Source organism: Posidoniimonas corsicana, from assembly GCF_007859765.1.
In the GTDB taxonomy this organism is placed as follows: Bacteria; Planctomycetota; Planctomycetia; order Pirellulales; family Lacipirellulaceae; genus Posidoniimonas; species Posidoniimonas corsicana.
This window is the reverse complement of sequence record NZ_SIHJ01000001.1, coordinates 3,523,978-3,547,750: the sequence shown is the minus strand read 5'-3', so window position 1 is coordinate 3,547,750 and position 23,773 is coordinate 3,523,978. Positions and strand designations below refer to the sequence as shown.

Below are 23,773 nucleotides of genomic sequence, written 5' to 3'. Positions count from 1 at the left end.
CACTCAGAGGGGCGCCACCGGCAGCCGGCGGCGGTGCATCGGCTCCTGCTTCGCCGGCAGGTCGCCGCCGGTTTCGTCCGCCCACATGTCGCGTTCCGCGTCGTTCGCGTAGTAGCGGAGCCACGCCTCGGGGTCGCCGTCGGTGTTAGCGCAGTCCCAGTGCAGGTAGCTCTCGCGGCGGTCGATCTTCTTCTCGAACGACGGCAGGATGTCGCGGTAGATCAGCGTGTACAGCTGCCGGTCGGAGAGGTGGTCGGTGAAGTCCAAGACGATGTGCTTCTCGAAGAGCCGCGTCGTGACCTCGGCGATCAACGCAGGCAGGCGCCCGGCGTCGACCTCCTCGGGGGACTCGAGGGTGAGCCGGGGCTCGAACCACTCGCAGATCGGCGCCATCGGCGCCCTCTCCCACTCCAGCATCGACTGGAGGAACTCGTTCTCGCTGTGGGTCGTCATCCGGTTGACGTCCACGCAGCCGATCGACTCGTCGTACAACGGCTCAAGCTCGTCCCGCAGCTGTGCGTTCCGCAGCAGCTGCTCGACGGCGTCCGGTCGGGATTGGTGGTGAGGCAGCATCCAACAAAGCTCTAAGTTAGCGGGTCTCTGCGCAAGCCGGCAGCCACGGGTCCGAGGGGTTCCGAACCCCCCGCCAGGTCGCCTGCCTGCGGCGAGCGGCCATGAATCTGACTCTACCAACGAACCCGCCAGATCGAAAGCATTTGGCGGCCGCTGGCGGCAACTCCGGGCGGGGCGCCGGCAGCACGACCGGCACGACTGGTAAGGTCTACCGCTGCCAGCATCTCAACCCACAAACTTGACGCGGGGCATCGGCCCACAATGGCCGGAATTGCTAAAGCTGGACGCCCATCAGCCCCATGAGCATCTTCATGTCCTCCCAGGCGTCCTTCTTGGCCGAGGGGTTCCGCAGCAGGTACGCGGGGTGGTAGGTGCAGACCACCTTGATGCCGCGGTACTCGTGCACCCGACCGCGGAGTCGCCCAATCGGGGTCTGCGTCTGGAGCAGGTTCTGGGCCGCGACCGCCCCCAGGCAGCAGATATACTCGGGTTCGATCAGCTCCAGCTGCCGGTTAAGGAATCCGCTGCAGTTGGCTGCTTCGGCCGGGTTGGGGTTCCGGTTGCCCGGCGGCCGGCACTTCAGCACATTGAGGATATAGACCTCCTCGCGCTGCATCCGGCAGGCCTGGATAATCTTGTTGAGCAGCTGCCCGGCACGCCCGACAAAGGGCTCGCCCTGCCGGTCCTCATCCGCGCCGGGCGCCTCGCCCATAAAGCACAGCCGCGCGTCCCGTGAGCCGACGCCGAACACCGTCTGCGTGCGGGTGGTCGCGAGCTCTTGGCAGCGCACGCACGCGGCCACCTCGTCGCGGAGCACCTCAAGCGTCGGCGCTGTGGACTTCTGCGGGCCCTCGGGAGCGTCCCCCATGCCCGGGAGGAGCGAAGCAGCGGCAGGAGCGGGAGATGGTCGTTCAGCGACCGGGGGCTCGGCCGGCGCCGCAGCCGGCGTGATCGCGGCGGGCTCTGGATCCGGCGACTGCGGAGACTCCATTACCTCCTGTGGCAACGCCTCCCCTCTTGGAAGCTGTCGGACGCCAGCCGCCAGGAGGCTCTCGAGCCGCTGCTTCAGGGCGAGGTGGTGGTTCGGGGTGCTCATTTCGCTTCCAGGATAGGGTCGGGCGCCGGAACGGAGTTTAAGTCCGCAGCGAGGATCCGGCCACCCGCGGGGCAACGCCGCTACACCCCGGGTGACTGGCTGCTTATGATGAACCACACTGTACCCGTTCCGAAAGCACCTCGTCGCGACCCGCACCCCGCTATGGGCGTCCCCCAGGTAGTCATTGTTGGCCGTCCGAACGTCGGCAAGAGCAGCATCTTCAACTGGCTCGCCGGCCGGCGGATCGCCATTGTCGATGACCGGCCCGGCGTCACGCGGGACCGCATGTCCCACCTGATCGAGCACGAGGGGCGGTTTTTCGAGCTCGTCGACACCGGCGGGATGGGGCACCAGGACGAGGACAACCTGACCGACGATATCGAGAACCAGATCGCCTTTGCGATCGACTCGGCGGACGTGGTGCTGTTTGTCGTCGACACCCGCAGCGGCGTTGCCACGCTCGACCAGGAAGTCGCCAAGCGGCTCCGGTACCTGAAAGCGCCGGTGGTGTGCGTCGCCAACAAAACCGACGACGAGACCTTCGACGGCGCCTCCGAAGAGTTCGCCCGCCTGGGGCATGGCCGGGCGGTGAAGGTCAGCACGCTGCAGAACCGCGGCCGGGCGGTGCTGATCAACACGCTGGTCGGCAAGCTCCCGCCGCCCGGCGAGGGCGACGGCGCCGAAGAGACCGAGATGAAGGTCGCGATCGTTGGCCGGCGCAACGTGGGCAAGAGCACGTTCATCAACACGCTGGTTCAGTCGCAGCGGATGATCGTCAGCGAAGTCGCCGGCACCACCCGGGACAGCGTCGACGTCCGCTTCGAGATGGACGACAAGTCGTTTGTCGCGATCGACACGCCCGGCATCCGCCGGCGGCAGGGCCGCAAGCAGGACATCGACTTCTACGGCACGCACCGAGCAGAGCGGAGCATCCGCCGCGCGGACGTGGTGCTGCTGTTCATGGACGCCACCCAGCGGATCGGCAAGGTCGACAAGCAGCTCGCCGACTACATCAACAAGCAGTACAAGCCCTGCATCCTGGTTGTCAACAAATGGGACCAGCTCTCGGACACCATGCCGACCGAGAAGTGGGTCAACTACCTGCACGACAACTTCCGCACAATGCGGTATGCGCCGATCGCATTCATCACCGGGCAAACAGGGAAGAACGTCAAGGCGCTGCTGAACCACGCGCAGATGCTGTTCAAGCAGGCCAGGCAGCGCGTCAGCACCGGGCAGCTCAACCGGCTGCTGCGCGACGCGGTCCGCAGCAACCCGCCGCCCGTGTACCAGAACCGCCGTCCGAAGATCTACTACGCAACGCAGGTGGGGGTCGAACCGCCCACACTGGTGATGTTCTGTAACCAACCGTCGGCGATCGCGGCGCCCTACCAGCGGTATCTGCTCAGCCAGTGCCGCGACGCGTGCGAATTTGCCGAGGTGCCGATCAAGCTGTACCTCCGCCGCCGCGATAAAACCGATCACACCGACGAGATCGACAGCCGCCTCGCCTCAGACGCGTAGCATCCGCGTGCTGGCGAGCATGCCCGTATTGGGCGCTCGTAGGGCGGATCTAGAGAGGGACCCGCGGGCCGCCGTCAATCGAGCGGCAGGCCGGCGGCGCCGGCCGAGACGACCTTGTTGGCCTCTGGCGCCGAGGAGTCGTTGCCCGAGTGGCTCAGCGCCACCACCAGGCCGACAGCCCAGGCGAAGACGAAGCCAAACACTTCGCCGTAGTAGATCGCGTTGTTCCAGTTCAGCCGCTTCATCGGGGCAACGCCCAGGGAGAATTGTGTCCGTACGGTATTCGGGGTTGCAGCCCGTTCCTTGCCGCTCCTCCAACGCCTGATTACAACGAATCCCTTCCAGGCAGGCAAGCGCAATCATGCCGGAACTCCTTGCCAGGCAAGAATTTCCGCCATCCGCCCTGAAATTGGGCGATATGGGCTAACTCTCGGGGCAGGCGGCGCCCCCGGGACACGGAATAATCCCCACCGCCCCGCCGCGGGCTAAGCCCTAGCCGCCCACGGAGCCGACGCTATACTGAGTGGCTCGGCCAATTCGGCCGAACCACCCGAAAGGGCGCGTAGCTCAGTTGGTTAGAGCGCTTGCTTGACATGCAAGAGGTCACAGATTCGAGTTCTGTCGTGCCCACTTTCTCTTGATTCCAGGCCCCGTGGCGTTCAGATCACCTGTCTTTAGGGCCTGAGGCGTCGGTGGCCGCTGCCTTGGGTGTTAAGCCGTGCGGCTGTTTCGTGCGTCCTTGGCCTGATTGCGTTCGCATGCGTCGGTGGGCGCTGACGCCGTTCATAGCTGCTAATCCGCAACAGGTTCATCTCTGCAGCCTGAGAGGGACGACTACCTCCCCGGCTGCTCTAGCGGGGTGTAACCGGCCATCAAGCCCAGCACATGCAGTCGTCAGTGGCGTTGGTCCGTCTGGGGACGACGGGGTTAGCTGATACGGCCATGCGGTCTATCCAGGCAGCTCTGATAGCGCTCGCCTTTAGGCCCTTGTCATGGCTGCGGAGGGAGAAACTCAGCGAAGGTATTGGACCACGGTTTGTAGCCGGTTTCACCTTTATTCCGCTAAGAACCGCCGCGGGCGCCTACCGACGCGTTGGACTGCCGGCGCGTGCGACGAGCAAGCCGAGCATCACCATCACAACCGGTCCCACGACCACCACCAAGAGTGGGTGGAACGGGCTGGTGAGTCCAGCGAGCGGCTTGGGCCAGTAGGCGCCGATTGAGAACGTCATCCAGGCGATCACCGCCAACGCAACGACGAAGATGCCCACTGCCTGCCGGTTCTGGAGCGTTGGCACAACGAGTCCAAGCAAAAAGAGCCCGACGATCGCGGCGCCCAACACCGACGAGAACAGCCACCATACATCAAGCGCGCTATCTGTGAGGCTCACCAGCGCGATTGCCATTGCCGTGCCCATGACGCCCCAGGCGATCGTTGCGCACCGCAGCACAAGCACCTGCTGGCTGTCTGAGGCGTCTGGCCTCACCAGGCGGACGTAGAGGTCGCTCATTACCAGCGTGGCGGACGAGTTGAGAGAGGTTGACACCGTGCTCATCGCGGCCGCAAACACGGCCGCGATTAGCAACCCCCTCGCCCCCTCGGGCAGCTGCGACGCGATGAAGTGTGGGAACACCCGGTCGCCGAGTTCCTTGTCGGACAGCCCGGCGGCCACCTCGTCCACCTGCTGCAGGTAGCTGTCCGCCTCCGACGACACGCCCTCCTGCATAAGCTTCTGTTCGGCCACAATCTGCCGCACCTCCTCTAGCTCCGCCGGGTGGCTCTGGTAAAACGCGTAGAGCGACGACCCGATAAACAGGAACAGGGCGCTGACTGGCACATAGAGCAGTGCGCCGAGCCACACACTCTTGGCGGCCTGGTGATCGCTGCGGGCGGCGATGTAGCGTTGGATGTAGCTCTGGTCGACGCCGAAGTTGCGGAGGTTGTCGAACAGGCCAAACGCCAGCACCACCCACAGGGTCGGCTCGGACAGTATCCACAGCGAACTGCTGCCGAGCGAGAACTTGCCGCCCTCTCCCGCGACTCGGATGACTTCTTCCGGCCCGCCCGGCATGCGGGCGAGCAGGATCCAAACCGCCAGCGCGGCGCCCGCGAGCAGCACGATCGCCTGGATCGCGTCGGCCCAGATCACCGCGACGATGCCGCCCACAAACGAGTAGGCTGTGACGATCACCCCGGTGACGATTATCACGGTCCTGATGTCCCAGCCGAACAGCACCGCCATGGGCAGTGCCATGAGGTACATCACCACACCGATCCGGGCGATCTGGTACAGCAGGTAGAACACACTGGCACACGCCCTTGCCCACAGGCCGAAGCGGGCCTCGAGCCACGAGTAGGCGGAGATCTCGCCCGACTGGCGGTATAGCGGGACGAACCACCGGACCGCGATGTATGCCGCCAGCGGCAGCGCTAGCGAGAACATGAAGATGTTCCAGTTGTCGACAAACGCCTTGCCTGGCAACGCCAGGTAGCTGATGCTGCTCAGGTAGGTGGCGAAGATCGACATCCCGCACAACCAGCCCGACAGTGTGCGGCCGCCGGCGGTGAACTGGTCGGCGGAGTTGTTGCGGCGCCAGAAGAACAGGCCGAGGGCCATTATGCCGACGAAATAGGCGACCAGCACCGCCCAGTCGACGCTTGTAAAGTACACGGCCGCGAGCATTGGGGAACGGGGCTTTCGGTTGATGGGATGCGGTCTAGTTGCGGCGGTTCAGTCCGCGGCCGGGAGGGTCGCTCGATCTGGACGGCGTCAGGGACGGCACTCAAGCTGGCGGTGCAACGAGAACGCCCGGTGTTTGCGGAAGAGTGGCCGCTTCGGGTCAGCGGCGTCGGGCGGACTGTTGGCGATCGTAACGGATCGACTAGGCCGGGACAACGAGCGCTGCAGGGAGGGCCATTGGACTTTGACGTACCTACACAAAGGCGCCTACTCAACGCTTGTCGGTCGGCGCAACGGTCGCTGCAACCGGGCTGGCTGGCGGCCATCCGCGTAGATTAGATTAGCCGGCTCACGAGCCGTGTGCCTCGCGCGGTGGCGACACCCCCGTATGGAGACGACAATGCGACTGAGCCTGCCAACCGTTGTTCTGTTCGGCTTTTCTGGGTTCTTGGGCCTGCATGCCGGCCACGCTCCCGCCCAGGTCTACGCGCCGCAGTACATCGTCCCCCCTCCCGCCAACCGCGAGGTCGTCACCGAGGCGCCCTCGGCGCAGCACGTCTGGGTCCCAGGGCACTGGAACCGGACGCCCGATGAGTGGCAGTGGACCGGCGGGGCGTGGATGGTCCCGCCGGCCGGCAACGCCTACTGGGTCGACGGCTACTGGCAGCACCGCGGTGGGCAGTTCGAGTGGGAGCCAGCTCACTGGGCGACGGCCCGGCAGGGGGTGATTGTCAACAAACCGGTCAACGTGCCGAAGGCCTACCAAGAGGCCAAGCCCGCGCCGCCCGCGGCCAGCTCGATGGCGTGGCAGCCTGGTCACTGGGACTGGCGGGGCACGTGGGTCTGGGAGCCCGGCGCGTACGTCGCGACGACGGTCAGCAAGTCACGCTGGGTGAACGGCAAGTGGATCGCCGGCGCCGACGGGCAGTGGCGGTGGATGCCGGCCCACTGGGAGGCTCAGTAAAACTCGTCTTGTTGTTTCCGGCCCCTGCCACAGGCGGGCGTCTATCCGGCGCGCCGCCGTGGGGGTTCGGGGATGGCTTCAGGCTGCGCCGCATAGGCGAAGATCCTCGACCCTTCGAGGTCGTCTTCGGCGACCCCGCGCTTGAACGCCGAGAACCACTCCACGATGGCCGGGCGGCCGGGCAGCTCGGCCGCCGCGGGGCTCTCGGCGCCGCTCTCCAGCGCGACGTTGCAGCTAATCAGGTCGAGCACATCGGGGTGGTCGAAGTACGAGGTGTGCACCAACTCACGACCGGAGAGCTGGTTGCTGATCGACTCCAACCCGGTGGAGAAAGTCGGGCAGGCCAGCAGCTGACGCAGCAGCGGCGCCACGCCGCCGGCGTGCCGGTTCGACTCGTCGAGGATCTCCTTCTGCACCGACGGCGGCAGCGGCATCGCTCCGGGGGCGTCGTCGACCGGCGTTGGCTTCACGTCCACGACCTGGGTGGTCGGCCGGTCGTTCCCCTGGGCCGATCGCGCCAACACCCCGCGGACCAGGGAATCGACCACCGGCCGCAGCAGGTGGTTAAACACGGGCCCGAAGACCCAGTAGTACGGCCGCGACACCAGCTCAAGGTTGTCGGTGAGGAACACCCGGTCGCTCGGCGCGATACGCTTCACGAAAGAAACCGACAGCTTCAGCGTGGCCCGGAGCCCGTTGATCGCCTCGTCGTCCGGCGACCACAGACCCAGCCAGCGGCCCCCATACCGGGCGAACGCCTTGCGCTGCAGACGCTTCTCCGCGCGGATGCGGATAGACTCGATCGCCGGCCGCACCGCCATCAGCGACAGGTGCAGGCAGATGTAGCCGAACAGCAGGATCACCCCGAACAGCAGAAGTCCCTCGCGGGTGAAGAGCAGATACTGCAGCAGCGACAGGTCGCCCGCCGGGTCGAAGCTGCCGAGGTGGATGCCGGCCTCGGTCCTCTCGACCGACACGCCCATCCGCTCGAGCAGCGCCAGGAACGGCGCCCGGAGGATGGACATGTAGCCCGCCTCGCTGCTGTCCTTGAGCGTGATGGCGATCGGGTGCCCCGCGGCGGCGTCGAACAGCAGCGTCAGCAGGCCCTTGGCCGCGGCGAAGGCCGGACGCAGCAACGCCAGGCCGACCAGGAACGACAGCAGGTTGATCGGGTGCCAGGGGCTGCGGCTGCTCTGGTGCAGGAACGGCGTGCCCACGGTGGTCCAGCTGCGGAGCCCGTTGAGCGGCTTGCCCGCCACCAGCGACATCCGCAGCGCCATCCAGATGACCGACCCCCCGTGGCTGTGTCCGACCAGGTGGTACGGCTTGCCCTCCTCCTCGAGCGGCCGCAGCCGCTGCAGGAGTTGCGATGCGGCCCGGCTGCGGGCGCGTTCGCCGTTCTCACCGGACCAGTGGAACACCTCCTCGTCAGCCGCGATGCGGACGCCATCCGGCAGCCGGTCCTGCAGCGCCTGCGAGACCTCGCTGCCCTCCTGCCACCACTTGTCGCCGGTGTGCGACTCGGCGCCCGCGAAGGTCCCGTGCACCAGGATCGCGAGTTCCTCGCTCGGCGGCGCCGCTGCTAGTGATGGCTGTGACATGTCGCGCCCGCGTGGGGAGAGGGGAGTTGGTGTGCCGGCGAGGGTAGGCTGGGGCGGGGAGGGTACTGCATCGGGGGCCCGCACGCCAAGGCCGGATGGGGCGGAATCTCTATGGCCGCGATTGCGGCTGGCTGCTAAGGTCCCCGCCCCGATCCCCCAGCTAGCACCCCCGCGGCGAAGCCCATCGGTGGGCGCCGGAGCACCCGAGGAGACCCGACCGTGATTGGCAGCATCCTGGTTGGCGCTGTGCTGACGATTGTCACCGTTGGCTTGCACGCGGCCGTGACCGCGTGGTGGATCGGCTGCCTGAAGCGGACCGCCCGCCGCGCGTCCGGGCGGACGGTGCGTCTGCTGCCGCTCCGCATGCTCTGCACCACGGCGGTGATCCTGCTGATGCTTCATCTGGCGGAGGTCCTCCCGTGGGCGGTCGCGTACCTGGCGCTCCCCGGCGGCGGTTTCGAGTCGTTCGAGGAGTGCTGCTACTTCGCCACTGTCACGTTCGCGTCGCTTGGCTACGGCGACATCGTCATCCAAGGGCCGTGGCGCATGCTCAGCGGCATCCAGGCGATGAACGGCCTGTTGGTCTTCGGCTGGAGCACGGCGTTGCTGTTCGCTGTGGTCGAGAGGATCTGGGGCCGTGACGACCTCCCCGACACGGCAGACCCCGACACGGCCGACCCCGACACGGCCGACGCCGCCTCGAGCGAAGACGACCCGCTCGTCCTGCAGCTGCGCTTGGAAGCCCGCCGCCGCGCGTCGCTCCGCGACCACGTGCGGCTCGGCGCCTGACGCCAACCGGCGCCGGATACGCAATCAACTACCCACCCGCTCACCTGACCCACCGAGCCAACATGTTCCAGAAACGACGCCCCGCCGTGGGCGCTCCCCCCGGCACCCTGGTGTTCCGTGGCGAGTCCGTCCCGGCCCGCGTGCAGGTGGTCCGCTACTCGCCCGGCCAGATTGAATCGGTTGCGATCGCCGGCCTCGACGACATCAAGCCGCCGGACCGGCAGGACCAGCTGCTGTGGATCGACGTCGCCGGGATCGACGACCCCGAAGTGCTGCACGCCGGCGGCGAGCGGTTCGGCCTGTCGGCGCTGACCATGGAGAACATCGTCAACGTGCCGCAGCGCCCCAAGACCGAGCTGCTGGGCGACAAGCTGCTGACAATCTCGCACGTGCTGAACGTCGACGCCACCGGCGCGCTGCAGGTTGACCAGCTGAGCTTGGTGCTGGGTCCCAACTACGTGATCACCGTGCACAACCAGGCGGACGGGTTCCTCGACCCCATCCGCACTAGGCTGCAGAACGCGGCCTCGCGGATGAGGCAGGCCGGCCCGGACTACCTGGCCTACGCCATCCTCGACGCGGTGGTCGACGGCGCCTACCCGGTGCTCGAGACGCTCGGCGAGCGGCTCGAGTCCCTCGAGGACGACGCGCTCGAGGACCCCCACCCCGACCTGCTGAAGGCGATCCATCAGCTCCGGTCGCAGCTCATCCAGGTGCGGCGGAGCTGCTGGCCGATGCGCGACGCGATTGAGCTGCTGATCTCCGCGGAGACCGACCTCGTCGACGAGGGCACGGTCGCCTACCTCCGCGACACGCACAACCACTGCGCCCAGATCGTCGACGTGGTGGAGATGTACCGCGAGGCCGCCGGGGCGCTGATCAGCACGTACATGTCGTCCGTTGCGCACCGCAGCAACGAGGTGATGAAGGTGCTCACGATGATGTCCAGCATCTTCGTGCCGCTTACGTTCATCGCCGGCATCTACGGCATGAACTTCGAGCACATGCCCGAGCTCGGCTACCAGTGGTCGTACCCCACGGCGCTGGGCGCCATGCTCGTGACCGCAGCGGTGATGACGTGGTTCTTCTTCCGCTGCGGCTGGTTGGGCCGCGCCAATCTCAGCGTGGGCTTCGGCGCTACGAAGCTGGGCATCGACCTGCCGGACGAACCGGCGGTCGCCGCCTCGCAGTCCAGACCGACTGCCGCGCCGCCCGCGAAGCGGGCGGCGTAGACACCGACGGCCGGCTCACACGAAGCGACGAAACGGCGGCTCCGCAGGTTCTGACCGATTCGTTTTGTCCAAAAACCCGCGCGCAGGGGACAAAACTCCGGGCCTATTTCGCCCCGGTTTCTCTGTAAGTGCTTTTGCTGTATCTGGTTGCGTCGAACTCCTCTCAGACGGGCTGGCGGGGTTTTGTCCGTTTTTGTGCGCGCCGAACGGACACTATTTGCTGAGGCCCATTGGCGCCTCATCGCGCAGCGGTCCCGCTGACGAGGCGGCGGGCGCACACCCCACTATTTGACCGCGCTTGGTGGCCGGTTTCAGCAAGGAACCGGGAGCAGAACCGACAAAGGTAACCGTCCGCAGACGCCGCTCGGTGCGGTTCGCCACGCGAGCTCAGGCCGGGAGGCCGTGCTAGGCCGCGTCGCGGTGCGGGTCGGCTTGGTTGCCGCTGAAGGGGTGGAAGTACCACCGCCGCAGGCGGGCCAGCACGCGGCCGACGTCGTCGGCGGCGAGCAGCGAGCAGGGGATGAGGAACAGCGTCACGACCGTGGCGAACATCACCCCGAACGCGAGCGACACCGCCATCGGGATCAGGAACTGCGCCTGCAGCGAACGGTCCATCAGCAGCGGGAACAGGCCCACGAACGTCGTGACCGAGGTCAGCATGATGGGGCGGAACCGCCGGGCGCCGGCCTGCAGGGCCGCCTCGCGGAGGGTCGACCCCTCCGCCATGCGGTGGTTCACGTAGTCGACCATGACGAGCGTGTCGTTCACCGCGACGCCGGCCAGCGCCAGCATGCCGAACACCGACAGGTACGACGGCGTGATGTCCAGGATGATGTGCCCCAACAGCGCGCCGATGATGGCGAACGGCACGGCCAGCAGCACGAAGAACGGCTGCCCCATCGACTTCAACGCGATGGCCAGCAGCCCGTACAGCGTGAACGCCAGCAGGCAGGCGCCGACGATGGTGGTGCGCTGCGTCTCGGCCGCCTCGGCCACGTAGCCCACGTACTCGAACGTCAGGTCGTGCGGCGCGCACAGGGCGGCGATGCGGGGGTTGATCTCCTTGGCGATCCCGAGCACGTCGATGGTTTCGTCGGCTGGCTGGGCGCCCACCCGCAGGATCTCGGCCCCGTCCTTGCGGTGCACGTGCGAGGGCGCCTTGGTGAACGCGATCTCGGCGACGGTCGACAGCGGCACGTTGGCGCCGCGGGGCGTGCGGATCCGCATGCTGTCCAGTGTGTGCAGCGACTCGCGCTGCTCGCGCGGCAGCCGGACCATGACGCGGATGTCGTCCACGCCGCGCTGCACCCGCTGGGCCTCCTCGCCGAAGAACGCCTGCCGGATCTGCTGGGCCAGGATCTGCTGCGTCAGGCCGAGCTCCGCGGCCAGCGGCTTGAGCGTCAGCTCCAGCTCGTCCTGGCCGTAGTTGATGTTCGCCCAGGTCGACGCGAACCCGTCGTACTCCTGCAGGATCTTGCGGATCTGGCGGGCGACCTCGGCCTTCTCCTCGGACATCGGCCCGCGGAGCTCGATGTTCAGGTTCTCGTTGTCAAAGCCGCGGTCGTTCTTCACGCTCCGCTCGGCGCGGATGCGGAACTCGACCGCCTCGGGGATCGGGCCGACCAGCTCGGTCCAGCGGGTGGCGAGCTCGCTGTTCCGCGGGCCCGGCTCGGTGCGGCGCGAGGGGGCCAGCACCTCGAACGAGATCGACCCGCGCGACTTGTCGAAGTCGCGGTGGATCCGGGCCGCGCCTACCAGCTTGGAGTAGTTCTCGACCAGCGACACGCCCAGCCCCTCGTCGGAGTACTCCTCCCGCAGCTGCAGCAGCGCCTGCTCGATCTTGTCCATGTACCGCGCGGTGACCTGCAGCGGGATGTCGTTGGGCAGGTCCAGCTCGGCGGAGATGCGCTGCTGGTCGATCGACGGGTACGCGATGAACTCCATCCGGCCGCTCAGGCAGTAGCCGGCCATCAGCAGGGCCGCGGCGACAAAGGTGGCGAGGACCGACGCCCGCCGCCGCACCGCGAACTCCAACGCCGGCTGGTAGGCCCGCTCGATGACGGTCTCCAGGCCGTTGGCGATCGAGGTCTGGAACCGCGTGAAGGGGTTGTTCCGCGGCACGCGGCGGAGGTGCTTGAGGTGCGCCGGCAGGATCAGCTTCGACTCGATCAGCGAGAACAGCAGCACCGGCGCTACGATCGGCGGCACCTGCGACGCGAAGTCGCCCCAGCTTCCGTCGAAGAACATCAGCGGCAGGAAGGCCACCATCGTGGTGATGGCGCCGAACGTGACCGGCGTGGCGACCTCGTGGGTGCCCTCGATGGCGGCCTCCAGCGGCGGCACGCCCTCCTTCATCTTCTGGTACACGTTTTCGCCGGTCACGATCGCGTCGTCCACGACGATGCCCACCACGATAATAAAGCCGAACAGGCTCATCACGTTGGCGGTGATCCCGAACCACGGCATCAGCATCACGCCGCCGGCGAACCCGACCGGGATGCCGATCACGATCCAGAACGCCAGCGACGGCCGCAGGAACAGGCCCAGCAGCAGCATCACCAGCACGCCGCCCTGCAGCAGCGAGTTGACCAGCGTGCTCAGCCGGCCGCGGATCGAGACCGACTCGTCGTCCCAGATGAACAGCTCGATGCCGTCAGGGAACCGGGTGCGGGCGTCCTTGACGTACTTCTGAACCTGGTCGGAGATCTCGATCGCGCTCTCCTTGCCGGTCCGCATCACCTCGACGAACAGCGCCGGGCGGCCGTTGAAGCTGACCTGCTTTTCGCCTTCTTCGAACCCGTCGATCACGGTCGCGACCTCGCCGAGCAGCACGTCCGAGCCGTTGGAGGAGCGGATCGGCAGCCGGTTGAACTCCCGCTCGGAGTAGGCCTGGCCGCGGGTGCGGATGATGAAGGTGCCGCTCTGGCTGTCGATCGCACCGGCCGGCAGGTCGACCGAGAACTGGCGGATCGCGTCGGACAGGTCCTGGAAGCTGAGCCCGTAGGAGATCAGCTTGTCCATCTTGACCTCCACGCCGATCTCGTAGCGGCGGTCGCCACGCACCTCGGCGCGGCTCACGCCCGGCAGCGCGAGGATGTCCTGCTCGACGCGGCGGGCCACCTCTCGCAGCTCGCGCTGGCTCAGCTCGCCGGTCACCGCGACGCTCAGCACCTCCCACCAGTTGGAGGAGTCGGGGATGAAGATCTTCGGCCGCTCGGTCTCGTCGGGGAAGGTGGTGATGGTGTCGATGCGGGCGGAGATGTCCTCCATCAGGGCCCGCAGGTCGGTCCCGGGCACGGCTTCGATGAAGAACCAGGCGCGGCCGCGGTCGCCCTCGGCGTTGAGCTCGCGGATGCCCTCGACCCCCTCGAGGGCCTCTTCGATGGGGATCAGGATCGCCCGCTCGATGTCCTTCGCGGTGCCGCCGCGGTAGTTCATCTCGACGATCACGCTCTCGAAGCTGCGTTCCGGCGAGACCTCCAGCGGGATCTTGAACAGGGCCGTGTAGACGCCGCCGATCAGGATCGCCAGCATCAAGAAGTTCGCCGCGATGCCGTTTATCGTGAACCAGCGGATCATGGGCGTCGGTTAGTTGGCGAGGGTCTCGTCGTCGTTCGACGCGGACTCGGCGATCGCGGCGTTCGCGTCGGGGTTGGCGTCCGGGATGATCTCGATCTTGGCGCCCTCGGGCGTGTACGACATCGGGGTCGTGGAGAGCCAGGTGTGGTCGGGGATGGCCGTCGCCTCGACAACCACGTGCTCCTCGTTCGACCAGAGCGGCGCGATGCTCAGCGACCGCAGCGTCAGGTCGGACTGGTTCACCAGCACCACCTGGTCCAGCTGCTTGACCGCGGCGCGGGGCAGCGCGACCACGTTGTTGAGCACCTGCCCCTGCACGTCGGCGGAGACCGGCTGGCCGATCCGCAGCGGCGGCATGCCCGACGTGCGGCCGAACGGGTCGTCGATGCGGGCGATGGCGAACAGGTCCCGCGAGTCGGCGTCGAGCACGCCCTCGGTGCGGACGATCTGGGCGTGCCAGACGGTTTCGTTGCCCTCGTTGATGGCGTCCCGCAGCTCGACGCTGACCGGCGGGTCGTCCGGGAACTCCGGCAGCGTCAGGTACCGCCGCTGCTGCCCCGAGATCGGCAGGCGCACCTCCGCGAAGTCGACGGCGAAGACCTCACCCAGCGGCGCGTTGGAGCTGGCGGTCTGGCCGATGCCGATCAGCTTGGTCTGCACGCGGCCGTCGAACGGGGCGTGGATCTCGGTGCGGGCGAGGTTGAGCTTTGCCTGCTCGACCTCGGTCTTGGCGAGCTCCAGGTCCGCCTCGGCCTGCTCGCGCGTCGCGGACGCCACGTCCACCTCCGCCCGTGAAACGGCGTTCGACTCGACCAGCCGCAGCTTGCGTTCCTCGTTCAGCCGGGCCAGCTTGAGCGCCGAGTCCGCGGCGGCGAGCCGCGACTTGGCGATCGCCAGCGCGGTTTGGTAGTCCCGTTCGTCGATCTCAACGAGCACGTCGCCCTTGCGGAAGTAGGCGCCCGCCTCGAACGAGGGGCTCACCTTCACCACGGTGCCGGAGATCTCCGACGTCAGCGTCACGCGGTTGTGCGGCTGCACGACCGCGTGCGTCCGGACCGTGACCGGGTAGTCGACGGTTTCCATCTGCTGCACGCGGGTCCGCAGCATCCGCTTTTCTTCAGCCGGCGCGGGGGGCTTCACCGTTTCTTCGGACAGCTCGACGAAGCCCAGCCACCCGGCCGCCAGGATGCCGCAGGGCACGATGGCCCGCACCAGCACGGCCGCGATCTTCTGTAAACGGTTGGGCGGCGACGCCATACGAAAAGCAGTCGGTAGGTCGGTTGGAGGGGAGCGCCGCGGGCCAAGAGGATTCGACGCCGGCGAGGGGGAACTGGCTATTGTAGCCGAATTTTAACCCCTGACAGGCCCTGTTCGTTCCGCCAAAGCTGGCGAATCCAGCCAAGTCGGGCAGCTGCGTGACGGCTGAGTCCCTAGCTGTAGGGGCCCGGCGTCGACTGCGGCAAACGGTTCGGGCTGCCGCAGCGATATGCGGAGATTCGCATGTCGATTAGTGCCGACCCTAACGATCGGGCCGAGTTGGCCCCCGCCGGCCTTGCGGGACGGATAAGGTTTGCCGGTTCCAACGAACGGCCTGTACGAGTGGCGCCAGGAATAACGAAGACCAGGGTGACGACGATCCTTCCCTCTTTGCCGGCCAGCCTACGTGTCGATCCCCGCCCCGACCCCGAATCCGCACAACGCCCTGACCCCTGTCCGTGGCCGCCTATCACGGCTGGTGCTGGCGCTGGCGGCGGTGTCGATGGCGGTAGGCTGCACCAGCCCGCGGCAGTGGGTGGCCAACGGTTTCAAGGTTGGCCCAAACTACTGCCAGCCGGGAGTGGAGGTCGCGGAGGACTGGATCGACGCGGAGGACAAACGCGTCCTCAAGGCGCCCGCGGAGCTGGAGGGCTGGTGGGGCGTGTTCAACGACCCGGTGCTCAACGAGCTGGTGGCCGAGGCCTACCGGCAGAACCTGACGCTCCGCGAGGCCGGGGCGCGGATCTCCGAGGCGCGGGCGCTCCGGGCGATTGTGGTCGGCAACTTCTTCCCCCAGCAGCAGGACTTCTCCGCGTCGTACTCGCACAACCTGTCGACCGGCTCCGGGTTCGACCGCCACTTCAGCGTGTGGCGGGGCTCGTTCAGCCTGGCCTGGGAGATCGACTTCTGGGGCCGTTACCGCCGCGCCATCGAGGCGGCCGACGCCGACCTGGACGCGACCGTGTTCGACTACGGCGACGTGGTCGTGACCCTGGTGGCCGACGTCGCAGCGACCTACGTCGACATCCGCACGCTGCAGGCGCGGCTGACGCTGGTGCGCCGCAACGTTGAGAACCAGCGCAACACCTACGACCTGGCGGTCACCCGGTTCGAGGGGGGCGAGACCAGCGAGCTGGACGTGCAGCAGGCGAAGTCGAGCCTCGCGCAGACCGAAGCGTTCGTGCCGCAGCTCGAGACCGCCCTGAGGCAGTCGCAGAACCTGCTGTGCATCCTGCTCGGGATGCCGCCCGAGGACATCGCCCAGCGCCTCGGCGAGGGGACGATCCCGGACGTGGAGTCGAGCATCGCGCTGGGGATCCCGGCGGCGACGCTCCTGCAGCGGCCCGACGTCCGCCGCGCCGAGCGGCTGCTGGCCGCCCAGAGCGCCCGGATCGGCGTCGCCGAGGCGGACCTCTACCCGCACATCACGCTCACCGGCACGGTGGGGCGCAGCGCCAACCAGTTCAAGGACGTGTTCAACAGCGGCGCCGGCTTCGGCTCGGTGGGCCCCAACCTCCGCTGGGACATCCTCAACTACGGGCGGCTGGTCAACAACATCGCGCTGCAGGACGCCCGGTTCCAGCAGCTGCTGGCGGCCTACCGGCAGACGGTGCTGGTGGCGAACTCAGAAGCCGAGAACGCGATCATCCGGTTCCTCAACGCGCAGGAGCGGCTGAAGTTCCAGCTCGGCGCCGCCGAGGCCGCCGACCGCACCAACGAGCTGATCAACCTGCAGCTCGACGAGGGCCTGGCCGACTTCAACCGCGTGTTCAACGTGCAGAACTTCAAGACGCAGCAGGAGGAGTCCGCCGCGCTCGCCAAGGGCGAGGTCGCGCAGAGCCTAGTGGCCATCTACCGCGCCCTGGGCGGCGGCTGGCCCTCGCCGTTCCTGTCGACGCCCATCGCGGCGCTGCCGCCGGTGGACGAGGAAGGGGACGCGGGCGAGCCGATCGACACGCCTACGCCGGACGACGCCGGCCCCTTCGACGAAGCCGCGCCCCTCGACGAACCCGCGCCGCCGATCGAGCTGACGCCGCCCGACGAGCCATCGCCGCTCGAGGCGTCGCTCTCATTCCCTAGCGCGTTTTAGCGTGAAGCCGACTAGCAGGCCCAGGCCCAACAGGCAGGCGCCGCCCGGCGACGGGACCACGGCGGATTGGGGGGACGACCGACTCGACCCGTAGTTCGAACGCCAGACGCTGTAGTCGCTCGTGGCGATGCGCCCATCGCCGTCCCCGTCGGCGGCGGACCAGGCGGGGACCTGGCGGCCCAGGTTGTCGCGCCACACGCCGTAGTCGGCCGCGTCGACCCAGCCGTCGCCGTTGTAGTCGCCCGGCAGAAGCGGGCTGATGGTGAACTCGAACGCGTTGGCCTCGTCGGTCTTCTGCAGGTCGTGCAGCGGCGAATAGGTGCGCACCCGCACTGAGCGGCCGTCGTCCAAAAACTCGATGAGCCGCAGCCAGCCGTTGCCGCCGTTGGTTTCGAACTGCGTGTTGAACAGCATCTGGTGCACCGTCTGGCTCGGCTGGCCCTCGCTCGCCAAGTAGCCGACGCCGTCACCGCCGACGTGGCCGCTAAACACCATCTCGAACGCAGCGTTCTGGCTAACCAGCTCCTCCCACAGGTCCTCGCCGTCATTGGTGTCGCCGCTGGTGGGGTAGCTGTACGGGTTGCCCCCCTGGTTGTTGCCGGGGTCGCTGTCCTGGTTGCGCTGCCAGTCGTAGCGGGTCTCGTCGTGGAACATGTAGGCGTGGGTCAGCAAAACCGCAGTGGAGTCGGCGTACTCCGGCGACCGCAGCGCCCGGGCCGCCCAGTCGACGGCCCTCTGCCGGGGGCCCCACTCGGTGGCGAGGATCGCCATCTGCCGGCCGTCCGGCGCGGTGAAGGCGTGGATGGCGTTGTCCAGCTCGCCGGGCGTCATTACCGCCTGCAGCGTTCCCCCCTGCGCCGGGTCGACGAGCGGGTTGTCGTCTTGCGAGAAGTAGTCGTTGTACTGTGTCGACCGGTCCTGCGCGTTGGTGGTCCCGTAGTCGTGGTTGCCGGGCGAGATGGCGTACGGCACGACGCCGTCCAGCACACTCATAGCGGCTTTGGCGTTCTGCCACTGCTGGTCGCCCGACTGGTCGCCGCTGGTCGGTGTTGCCTGCGAGTTCTGATTGACCACGTCCCCCTCGTGCAGCACGAACTGCACGCCGAAGGGCTCGTGGTTATCAGCGATCCACTGCGTCATCCGGTTGAGGATGGCCGTGTCGGAAGAGCTTTTTACGTAGGCCTGCGTGTCGGGCAGCACCACCATCGACCAGACCGCGTCGTCCGACGGCGCGAACGCGGCCTGCGGTTCGGTGGCCACGTACCCGGGCGACGCGCGGTCCTGCACGCCCCCCGGGCCGACGGCGAAGCGGGCGCCGTAGACGCCGCCCATCGAAAGAATCCAGGCGCCGCCGACATTGTTGCCCGATTCGCTCAGGCTTTCCGGACGGAGCGAGATGCTGGCCCCGTCGGGGCTGTCCGACGGCCAGCCACCCTGGTCGTCGTAGTTGACCCAGTCGACGAGGTTGCCGAGCGCGTCGCGGACCCCGACGGTCTCGTTCGTCGACGACGGCGAGTTGGCGAGCGTGGGGAACCCCGACAGCTCATACCGGTTGATCCCGGTTCCCCACTGCGCGTCGAACGCCGCGGCGTCGCCGACCAAGACTACCGACTCGCCGGGCTGCAGCAGCGTGCGGAGCGAGAGGGGGTCGGTCGACTCACCATCCTGCTCGTCAGTTACTCGCCAACCACGCAGGCTGACGGCGGCGTCACCGCTGTTGTACAGCTCGACCCACTCACGCACGGTTCCGCCCGCTTCGTCGCGGTCGGCGCCGTCCGGGTTGTACATGATCTCGCTGATCACAACGTCGGCGCACGCACGTGGTGCGACGTGCAGCGTCGCCGACGCGAGCGTGAGCACCGCCGCGGCCCGCGAGAGCCAACCCAGCACGCGCGTCGGGCTTCCGCTCGGCAATGCGAGGGTGGTGAACCTTGTAATGTGACTGAAATCGATTATCACCATTCGTAAGTCGCTGCGGTCTGTAGCTTGGTGCAACTCTGTGTTCCGCGTCGAGTCGTCAGAAGGTAGCGAGTCCCGCCCCCACTCTCTCCAGAATTGTGTTGCAATGAAGATGCGTTGGATTCGTTCTTTGTGGTTAGCGCCCGCTCTCTTGGTCGCCTGCGCCGGTTGCGGTGGGGGCGATTCCGGACCCGGTTTGAACCCGGTCCGCGGCGTCGTGACGAAGTCCGGGGCGCCGCTCGCGGACGCGGTGGTCACGTTCTACGCGACGGACCCCCAGGCGTTGTCGTCCGGCATGCCGGTGCCCAAGGGACGCACGGACTCCGAAGGCGTGTTTGAGCTCCGCACGTTCGACCCCGGCGACGGCGCCAAGGCCGGCGAGTACGCGGTTACGATCAAGCACGTGCAGTCGGTCGACACGCCCGACGGCCAGCTGATCGAGCAAGACCTGCTCAAGGGCGCCTACGCCGACCGGGACAAACCGTTCAAGGTTGTGACCGTGACCGACGGGACCAACGACCTCGGCACGCTGGCGATTCCCTAGCGGTCCCCGCAAGCACAAGACGCAACGGCCGCGTCGCTTGAAGCGACGCGGCCGTCTTGTTTTTTACCCTACGGCTGGCGGCCGCCTACCCTCGGTTGCGGGGGTCGGCCTGCTTGCCAGGGCCGGTGGTGCTGATGTCACCCTCGTCACGCGAGTGCATCGTGACGAACGCCTCCGGGTCCATGCTCTCGGGGATGAACCGCGCGGAGCCGTCGCCCAGCGCGAAGATCGCCCCGCCAACGTGGAACGCGAAGATCTCCTCGTTGTTGCCGCAGTTGAACATCTTGTTGCCGCAGGCGTGGTGCACCACGAACTCGTTGGAGCTGTCCGCCCAGTTCTGCCCGTGGGAGCCGGTGCCGGTCTCCATCTTCTGCTCGTTGTACATCGTCTGACGGCCGGCGATCTCGAACCACATAAAGGTCTTGGAAAGCCCGTCGGTGCAGTCCCGCATGCGGCCCGGCTTGCGCGTCGTGCTGTTGCGGAAGTCCAGCACGCTGCTGGTGCTGGATCGCGGGCTGATGGCGCCGGCGCTCGCCAGGTCGGCGATGTCGGACGCGCTGTACGAGATGAACCGCGAGACCGCGTAATCGCACACCGGCGAGTCGGGGTCACGCCCGGGCGTCGAGGGGCACTGGAGGAACTTGATTGGCGAGTCGTTCACCAGCCGGACGTTGAACGTGTGGTTCTCGCCGCGGCGGTCGGACTTGTCGTTCCAGTTGAGCTCGTAGAAGTAGCTGTCCGCCAGCGCGGTCTCTTCCAGCTCCGAGAGGATGAACGGGAAGGCGCCGTGCCTGACCTCGATCGGCACGGTGGCCGTCTCGCCGCCGTCGGTGACCGTCCCGCCCGGGGTCGCTCCGATCGGTTCGCCGCGGTAGTAGGGGGGCGGGAACTCGTTGCGGGACTCGTGGTAGTTGAGCGTCGCCAACGCGATCTGCTTCATCGAGGAGATGCAGGTCGTGCGGCGGGCGGCCTCCCGGGCCGCCTGCACGGCGGGCAGGAGCAGCGCGATCAGCACGCCGATAATAGCGATCACTACCAGCAGCTCCACCAGGGTGAAGGCGCGCCGCCGGTCGCTACGAAGGGTTGACCTCATGGTCATCGTATTCTCCTAAACGATTGATAAAGGCCAGCGGTGAGCGACCTGCCCCGACGGGCGCAATGCCCGGTCGCCCACCGCCGGCGATTTCCTTCTGCTCAGCCGGTCACCCGCCGCGGGCGGCGGCGGCCGGTCGAAGCGGCCAGGCCGCCGAGCGCGACAAGGCACAGGGCGGTGGGCTCCGGGGCCGCCTGGCTGGCGTCGACACTGGCGTTGCTGGCGCCGAAGTTGTCACGCCACACCTGGTAGTCCGCCTGGTCCACCGTGCCGAGGCTCGCGGTCTCGCCGTTCGGAAGCGACGTCTCGCCGAGGTTGTCACGCCAGACCGTGTAGTCCGCGGCGTCGACGACGCCGTCGCCGTTGTAGTCGCCGGCGAGCTCAAGCGGCGCCGGCGCGATCGGGGCGTTCACGTAGTCGATGTAGGCGAACATGAACCCGGCGTCCTGGTAGTCCACGAATGCGGACGCGTCGGGGACGTGGTCCAGGCCGCGGATCAGGAAGTCGCCGTTCGACGGGTCGACCTCGTAGATGATCGAGTTGTCGAAGTTCTCGGTCTTGACGATCTCCTCCCCGGTGCGGTCGCTGCCGCCGGTGCTGGTCAGCAGCAGCATGCCGTCGTCGGCGGTCTTGCCGTCGATCGACAGGCGGTACTGCGGGAAGTTGAACGAGTCGAGCTCCTTCGTGAGGGTCCACTCGACGCCCGCGCCCTCGGTCGAGGAGAGCAGGGTGCCGTCCTCGGCGACCATGCCGGCGATCAGGTTCTCCGACTCGTACGGCAGGTAGACGTAGTTGAAGGCGTCGGGCTCGGTGCTGGTCTCAGCGACATCGACGCCGTTGTCGAACGCCGTGACGCGCCACCCCGAGCCGTCCGACTGCGGCTCGGCGATCAGGTAGTTGTCGTCGTTGCCGTAGGGGGTGGCGATCAGCACGCCATCGGTCAACGCGTTGACGCCGTTGAACGCGACGATCACGCTCTCCGCCTCGTAGTCGACGCCGGTGACGCCCGGCAGGTCGACGTTCGAGCCCATCTGGAATCCCGACTCGCGGCCGAAGAAGGCCACGGCGTGGTTGATGTTGTGTTCGCCCTGGTCGTAGCCGCGGGCCGTGGCGGTGATGGCCGACCAGTAGCCGTTGAACAGGTTCGCGTTCACAACGCCGTACTCGTCGAAGCCGCCGGCCACGGAGTTCTCGCGGAACCCTTCACTGATGGTGGCGAGCATCACGCCGTCCGCCTCGGTCAGGCCCTGACCGTAGGCGGCGTAGCTGTGGTCGCCCTTCTGGTTGCCGATCCCCTGGACGTTGGCGCCCGGGGTCTGCCCCACCACGTCCAGGTAGACGTCGCCGGGGTTGTTGTCGTTGTTGGCCACCAGCACGTCCGCGCTCCACGCGATCACGCTCGTGCGCTCGAACCGGGTGAACGAGTCCGCCGAGGGAACCGGCGCCGCGGCGGTGGCCGCGTCGTCGTTGGGAACGTACAGGATGTTGAAGTACGGACGCAGCAGGTCGTGGTTCTGCCCGAGCCCGTCCAGCTCGTTGAGGGTCTCGGAGTTGCCGGTGAGGAAGTCGGACTCGATGTCCTCGGTGGTGATGATCCAGCCGTCGCCGTCGGCCTCGTAGGTCAGCGCGTTGTCGCCGGCGATGCCTTCGGTGGCGTTGCTGAGCAGCAGCGTGCCCTGGGTGGGCGAGCCGCCATTGATGGTCAGCCGGTACTTGCCAGGCTGATTCGCACGGTCAAGGGTCTGAAGGTTGTAATCGGAGCCGGTGTGGAAGAACGAGTAGGCGTCGACCGGCGTGGGGTTGCCAAGCGACACAGGCGACGGGGTGAAGCTGGGGTTGACGTGGGCCGCGGTCAGGCCGGTCTGACCGGCCGGCACGAACACGAACGAGAACGGCGTGGTGACGCCGTCCCCCTCGTTGACGATGTCCGGGTCGGACGCGGGGTCGAACTCGAAGAAGCCGTCGTTGTCCGGGGTCACGATCTTGTACCCCGACCCGTCAAACGCGGGCTGGACCGTGGCGTACCGGCCCGTGTTGGAGGCCGTGGTCGCGAACACCATGCCCTGGCGGAACGGGTCGCTAACGCCGGGTATGTTTAGGCGGTGTGCGCCGGGCCCGAACGCGTCCTCGTCGATCGTGACGCCGGCGGTGCCGTTGAAGGTGTCGAGCGCGCCGAAGGTGCCGTTGGCGTTGATCGTCGAGCTCGAGAAGGTGCCGCCGATCCAGCCCTCGGAGAACGAAAAGTAGGCGGCGCCGAAGTCGGACCCGAAGGGCTCGCCGCCGTTCGCCGGGTTGGCCGCCCCGGCGCGGGTCGTGACGACCGACAGGCCGCCCGACGTGTTGCGTGTGTTGAGCGAGAGCAGGTCATCGTCCGTTACGCCGGCCGAGGTGGTGAACTGCGTGCGGGCGCCGTCGGCGCGGCCGGTCTCGGCCACCGAGGTGAGGAGCACGCCGCCCGTGTAGTCGTCGGCCGCACTCGCGCCGATGCGGATCGGGTACTCGCCGGTGACCGCGCCCGAGTCGAGGAAGAAACCGCTGGTTCCGCCCGTGATGGTGGCCCCGCCCGAGCCGTCGATCGAGACGGTCGCGTGCTCGATCGCGTTGGCCACGCCGGCCGTTGCGGCTAGCAGTGAAGCAGCAATGGTGAGTCGCATCTTAAGGGGATCTCCTGTTGCAGATAGAGGCATACTTTGTTGTCAACCGAGTGGCGTTGCAGGTGGCTGGCCCTCTGATGTGGCCAGAGCGTAGACCGCAACTGTTCAGAAACGATGGGGTTAGTGTGTGGCTTCCGT

The 23,773-nt window shown here is 67.4% G+C and carries 16 protein-coding genes and 1 tRNA gene; 7 read left to right on the top strand and 10 right to left on the bottom strand.

Features of this window, described 5'->3' with window-relative positions:
• Window positions 1-3: 3 nt before the first annotated feature.
• Complete coding sequence (locus KOR34_RS13535; RefSeq protein ID WP_146565095.1) at window positions 4-573, bottom strand: hypothetical protein; 570 nt, start codon at window positions 571-573, stop codon at window positions 4-6.
• 274 nt (window positions 574-847) lie between these two features.
• Entirely contained in the window at window positions 848-1,669 is an 822-nt protein-coding gene (locus KOR34_RS13530; protein WP_146565094.1) for a uracil-DNA glycosylase, read from the bottom strand.
• 162 nt (window positions 1,670-1,831) lie between these two features.
• Here KOR34_RS13530 and der point away from each other — a divergent pair, with 162 nt between their 5' ends.
• Window positions 1,832-3,193 (top strand): ribosome biogenesis GTPase Der, encoded by a 1,362-nt coding sequence (gene der / locus KOR34_RS13525; protein WP_146565093.1) that lies wholly within the window; start codon window positions 1,832-1,834, stop codon window positions 3,191-3,193.
• Between the two features lie 74 nt (window positions 3,194-3,267).
• Here der and KOR34_RS26720 read toward each other — a convergent pair whose 3' ends face one another.
• A complete protein-coding gene (locus KOR34_RS26720) occupies window positions 3,268-3,438 on the bottom strand; it encodes a hypothetical protein (RefSeq protein WP_197531393.1) in 171 nt (56 codons plus the stop codon).
• A gap of 311 nt (window positions 3,439-3,749) precedes the next feature.
• On the opposite strand from KOR34_RS26720, the gene KOR34_RS13520 reads away from it, so the two are divergent.
• Window positions 3,750-3,823: transfer RNA gene (locus KOR34_RS13520), tRNA-Val, on the top strand.
• Window positions 3,824-4,275: 452 nt separating this feature from the next.
• Here the strand turns inward: KOR34_RS13520 and KOR34_RS13515 are convergent.
• Window positions 4,276-5,877 (bottom strand): sodium:solute symporter, encoded by a 1,602-nt coding sequence (locus tag KOR34_RS13515; protein WP_146565092.1) that lies wholly within the window; start codon window positions 5,875-5,877, stop codon window positions 4,276-4,278.
• 397 nt (window positions 5,878-6,274) lie between these two features.
• Between KOR34_RS13515 and KOR34_RS13510 the strand changes: the two genes are divergently transcribed.
• The gene (locus KOR34_RS13510; RefSeq protein WP_197531392.1) at window positions 6,275-6,838 is read left to right on the top strand and encodes a YXWGXW repeat-containing protein; all 564 of its coding nucleotides are present in this window, start codon (window positions 6,275-6,277) and stop codon (window positions 6,836-6,838) included.
• Between the two features lie 41 nt (window positions 6,839-6,879).
• On the opposite strand, the gene KOR34_RS13505 is transcribed toward KOR34_RS13510, so the two are convergent.
• Window positions 6,880-8,439 carry a hypothetical protein gene (locus KOR34_RS13505; protein WP_146565090.1) on the bottom strand — a complete coding sequence of 520 codons (1,560 nt, stop codon included), beginning with the start codon at window positions 8,437-8,439 and terminating at the stop codon, window positions 6,880-6,882.
• A gap of 219 nt (window positions 8,440-8,658) precedes the next feature.
• On the opposite strand from KOR34_RS13505, the gene KOR34_RS13500 reads away from it, so the two are divergent.
• The gene (locus tag KOR34_RS13500) at window positions 8,659-9,228 is read left to right on the top strand and encodes a potassium channel family protein (protein ID WP_146565089.1); all 570 of its coding nucleotides are present in this window, start codon (window positions 8,659-8,661) and stop codon (window positions 9,226-9,228) included.
• Between the two features lie 62 nt (window positions 9,229-9,290).
• Window positions 9,291-10,460, top strand: a complete 1,170-nt coding sequence (gene corA, locus KOR34_RS13495) for a magnesium/cobalt transporter CorA (RefSeq protein WP_146565088.1) — start codon at window positions 9,291-9,293, stop codon at window positions 10,458-10,460.
• A gap of 405 nt (window positions 10,461-10,865) precedes the next feature.
• Here the strand turns inward: corA and KOR34_RS13490 are convergent, their stop codons facing one another.
• Together KOR34_RS13490 and KOR34_RS13485 are read right to left on the bottom strand one after the other, a co-directional pair.
• The gene (locus KOR34_RS13490) at window positions 10,866-14,039 is read right to left on the bottom strand and encodes an efflux RND transporter permease subunit (RefSeq protein WP_146565087.1); all 3,174 of its coding nucleotides are present in this window, start codon (window positions 14,037-14,039) and stop codon (window positions 10,866-10,868) included.
• 9 nt (window positions 14,040-14,048) lie between these two features.
• Window positions 14,049-15,296 (bottom strand): efflux RND transporter periplasmic adaptor subunit, encoded by a 1,248-nt coding sequence (locus KOR34_RS13485; protein WP_146565086.1) that lies wholly within the window; start codon window positions 15,294-15,296, stop codon window positions 14,049-14,051.
• A gap of 406 nt (window positions 15,297-15,702) precedes the next feature.
• Here KOR34_RS13485 and KOR34_RS13480 point away from each other — a divergent pair, with 406 nt between their 5' ends.
• Window positions 15,703-17,385 (top strand): efflux transporter outer membrane subunit, encoded by a 1,683-nt coding sequence (locus tag KOR34_RS13480; RefSeq protein WP_146565085.1) that lies wholly within the window; start codon window positions 15,703-15,705, stop codon window positions 17,383-17,385.
• Here KOR34_RS13480 and KOR34_RS13475 read toward each other — a convergent pair.
• A complete protein-coding gene (locus KOR34_RS13475; RefSeq protein ID WP_197531391.1) occupies window positions 17,365-19,275 on the bottom strand; it encodes a lamin tail domain-containing protein in 1,911 nt (636 codons plus the stop codon). The two genes, KOR34_RS13480 and KOR34_RS13475, sit on opposite strands and share 21 nt — an antisense overlap.
• A gap of 286 nt (window positions 19,276-19,561) precedes the next feature.
• Between KOR34_RS13475 and KOR34_RS13470 the strand changes: the two genes are divergently transcribed.
• Window positions 19,562-19,888: a hypothetical protein gene (locus KOR34_RS13470; protein WP_228714603.1), complete on the top strand. Its 327-nt coding sequence runs from the start codon at window positions 19,562-19,564 to the stop codon at window positions 19,886-19,888.
• An 85-nt stretch (window positions 19,889-19,973) separates the two neighbouring features.
• Here KOR34_RS13470 and KOR34_RS13465 read toward each other — a convergent pair whose 3' ends face one another.
• Both KOR34_RS13465 and KOR34_RS13460 read right to left on the bottom strand, forming a co-directional pair.
• Window positions 19,974-20,987 carry a DUF1559 family PulG-like putative transporter gene (locus KOR34_RS13465; protein WP_146566000.1) on the bottom strand — a complete coding sequence of 338 codons (1,014 nt, stop codon included), beginning with the start codon at window positions 20,985-20,987 and terminating at the stop codon, window positions 19,974-19,976.
• 95 nt (window positions 20,988-21,082) lie between these two features.
• Window positions 21,083-23,635, bottom strand: a complete 2,553-nt coding sequence (locus tag KOR34_RS13460; protein ID WP_146565082.1) for a hypothetical protein — start codon at window positions 23,633-23,635, stop codon at window positions 21,083-21,085.
• Window positions 23,636-23,773 lie beyond the last annotated feature (138 nt).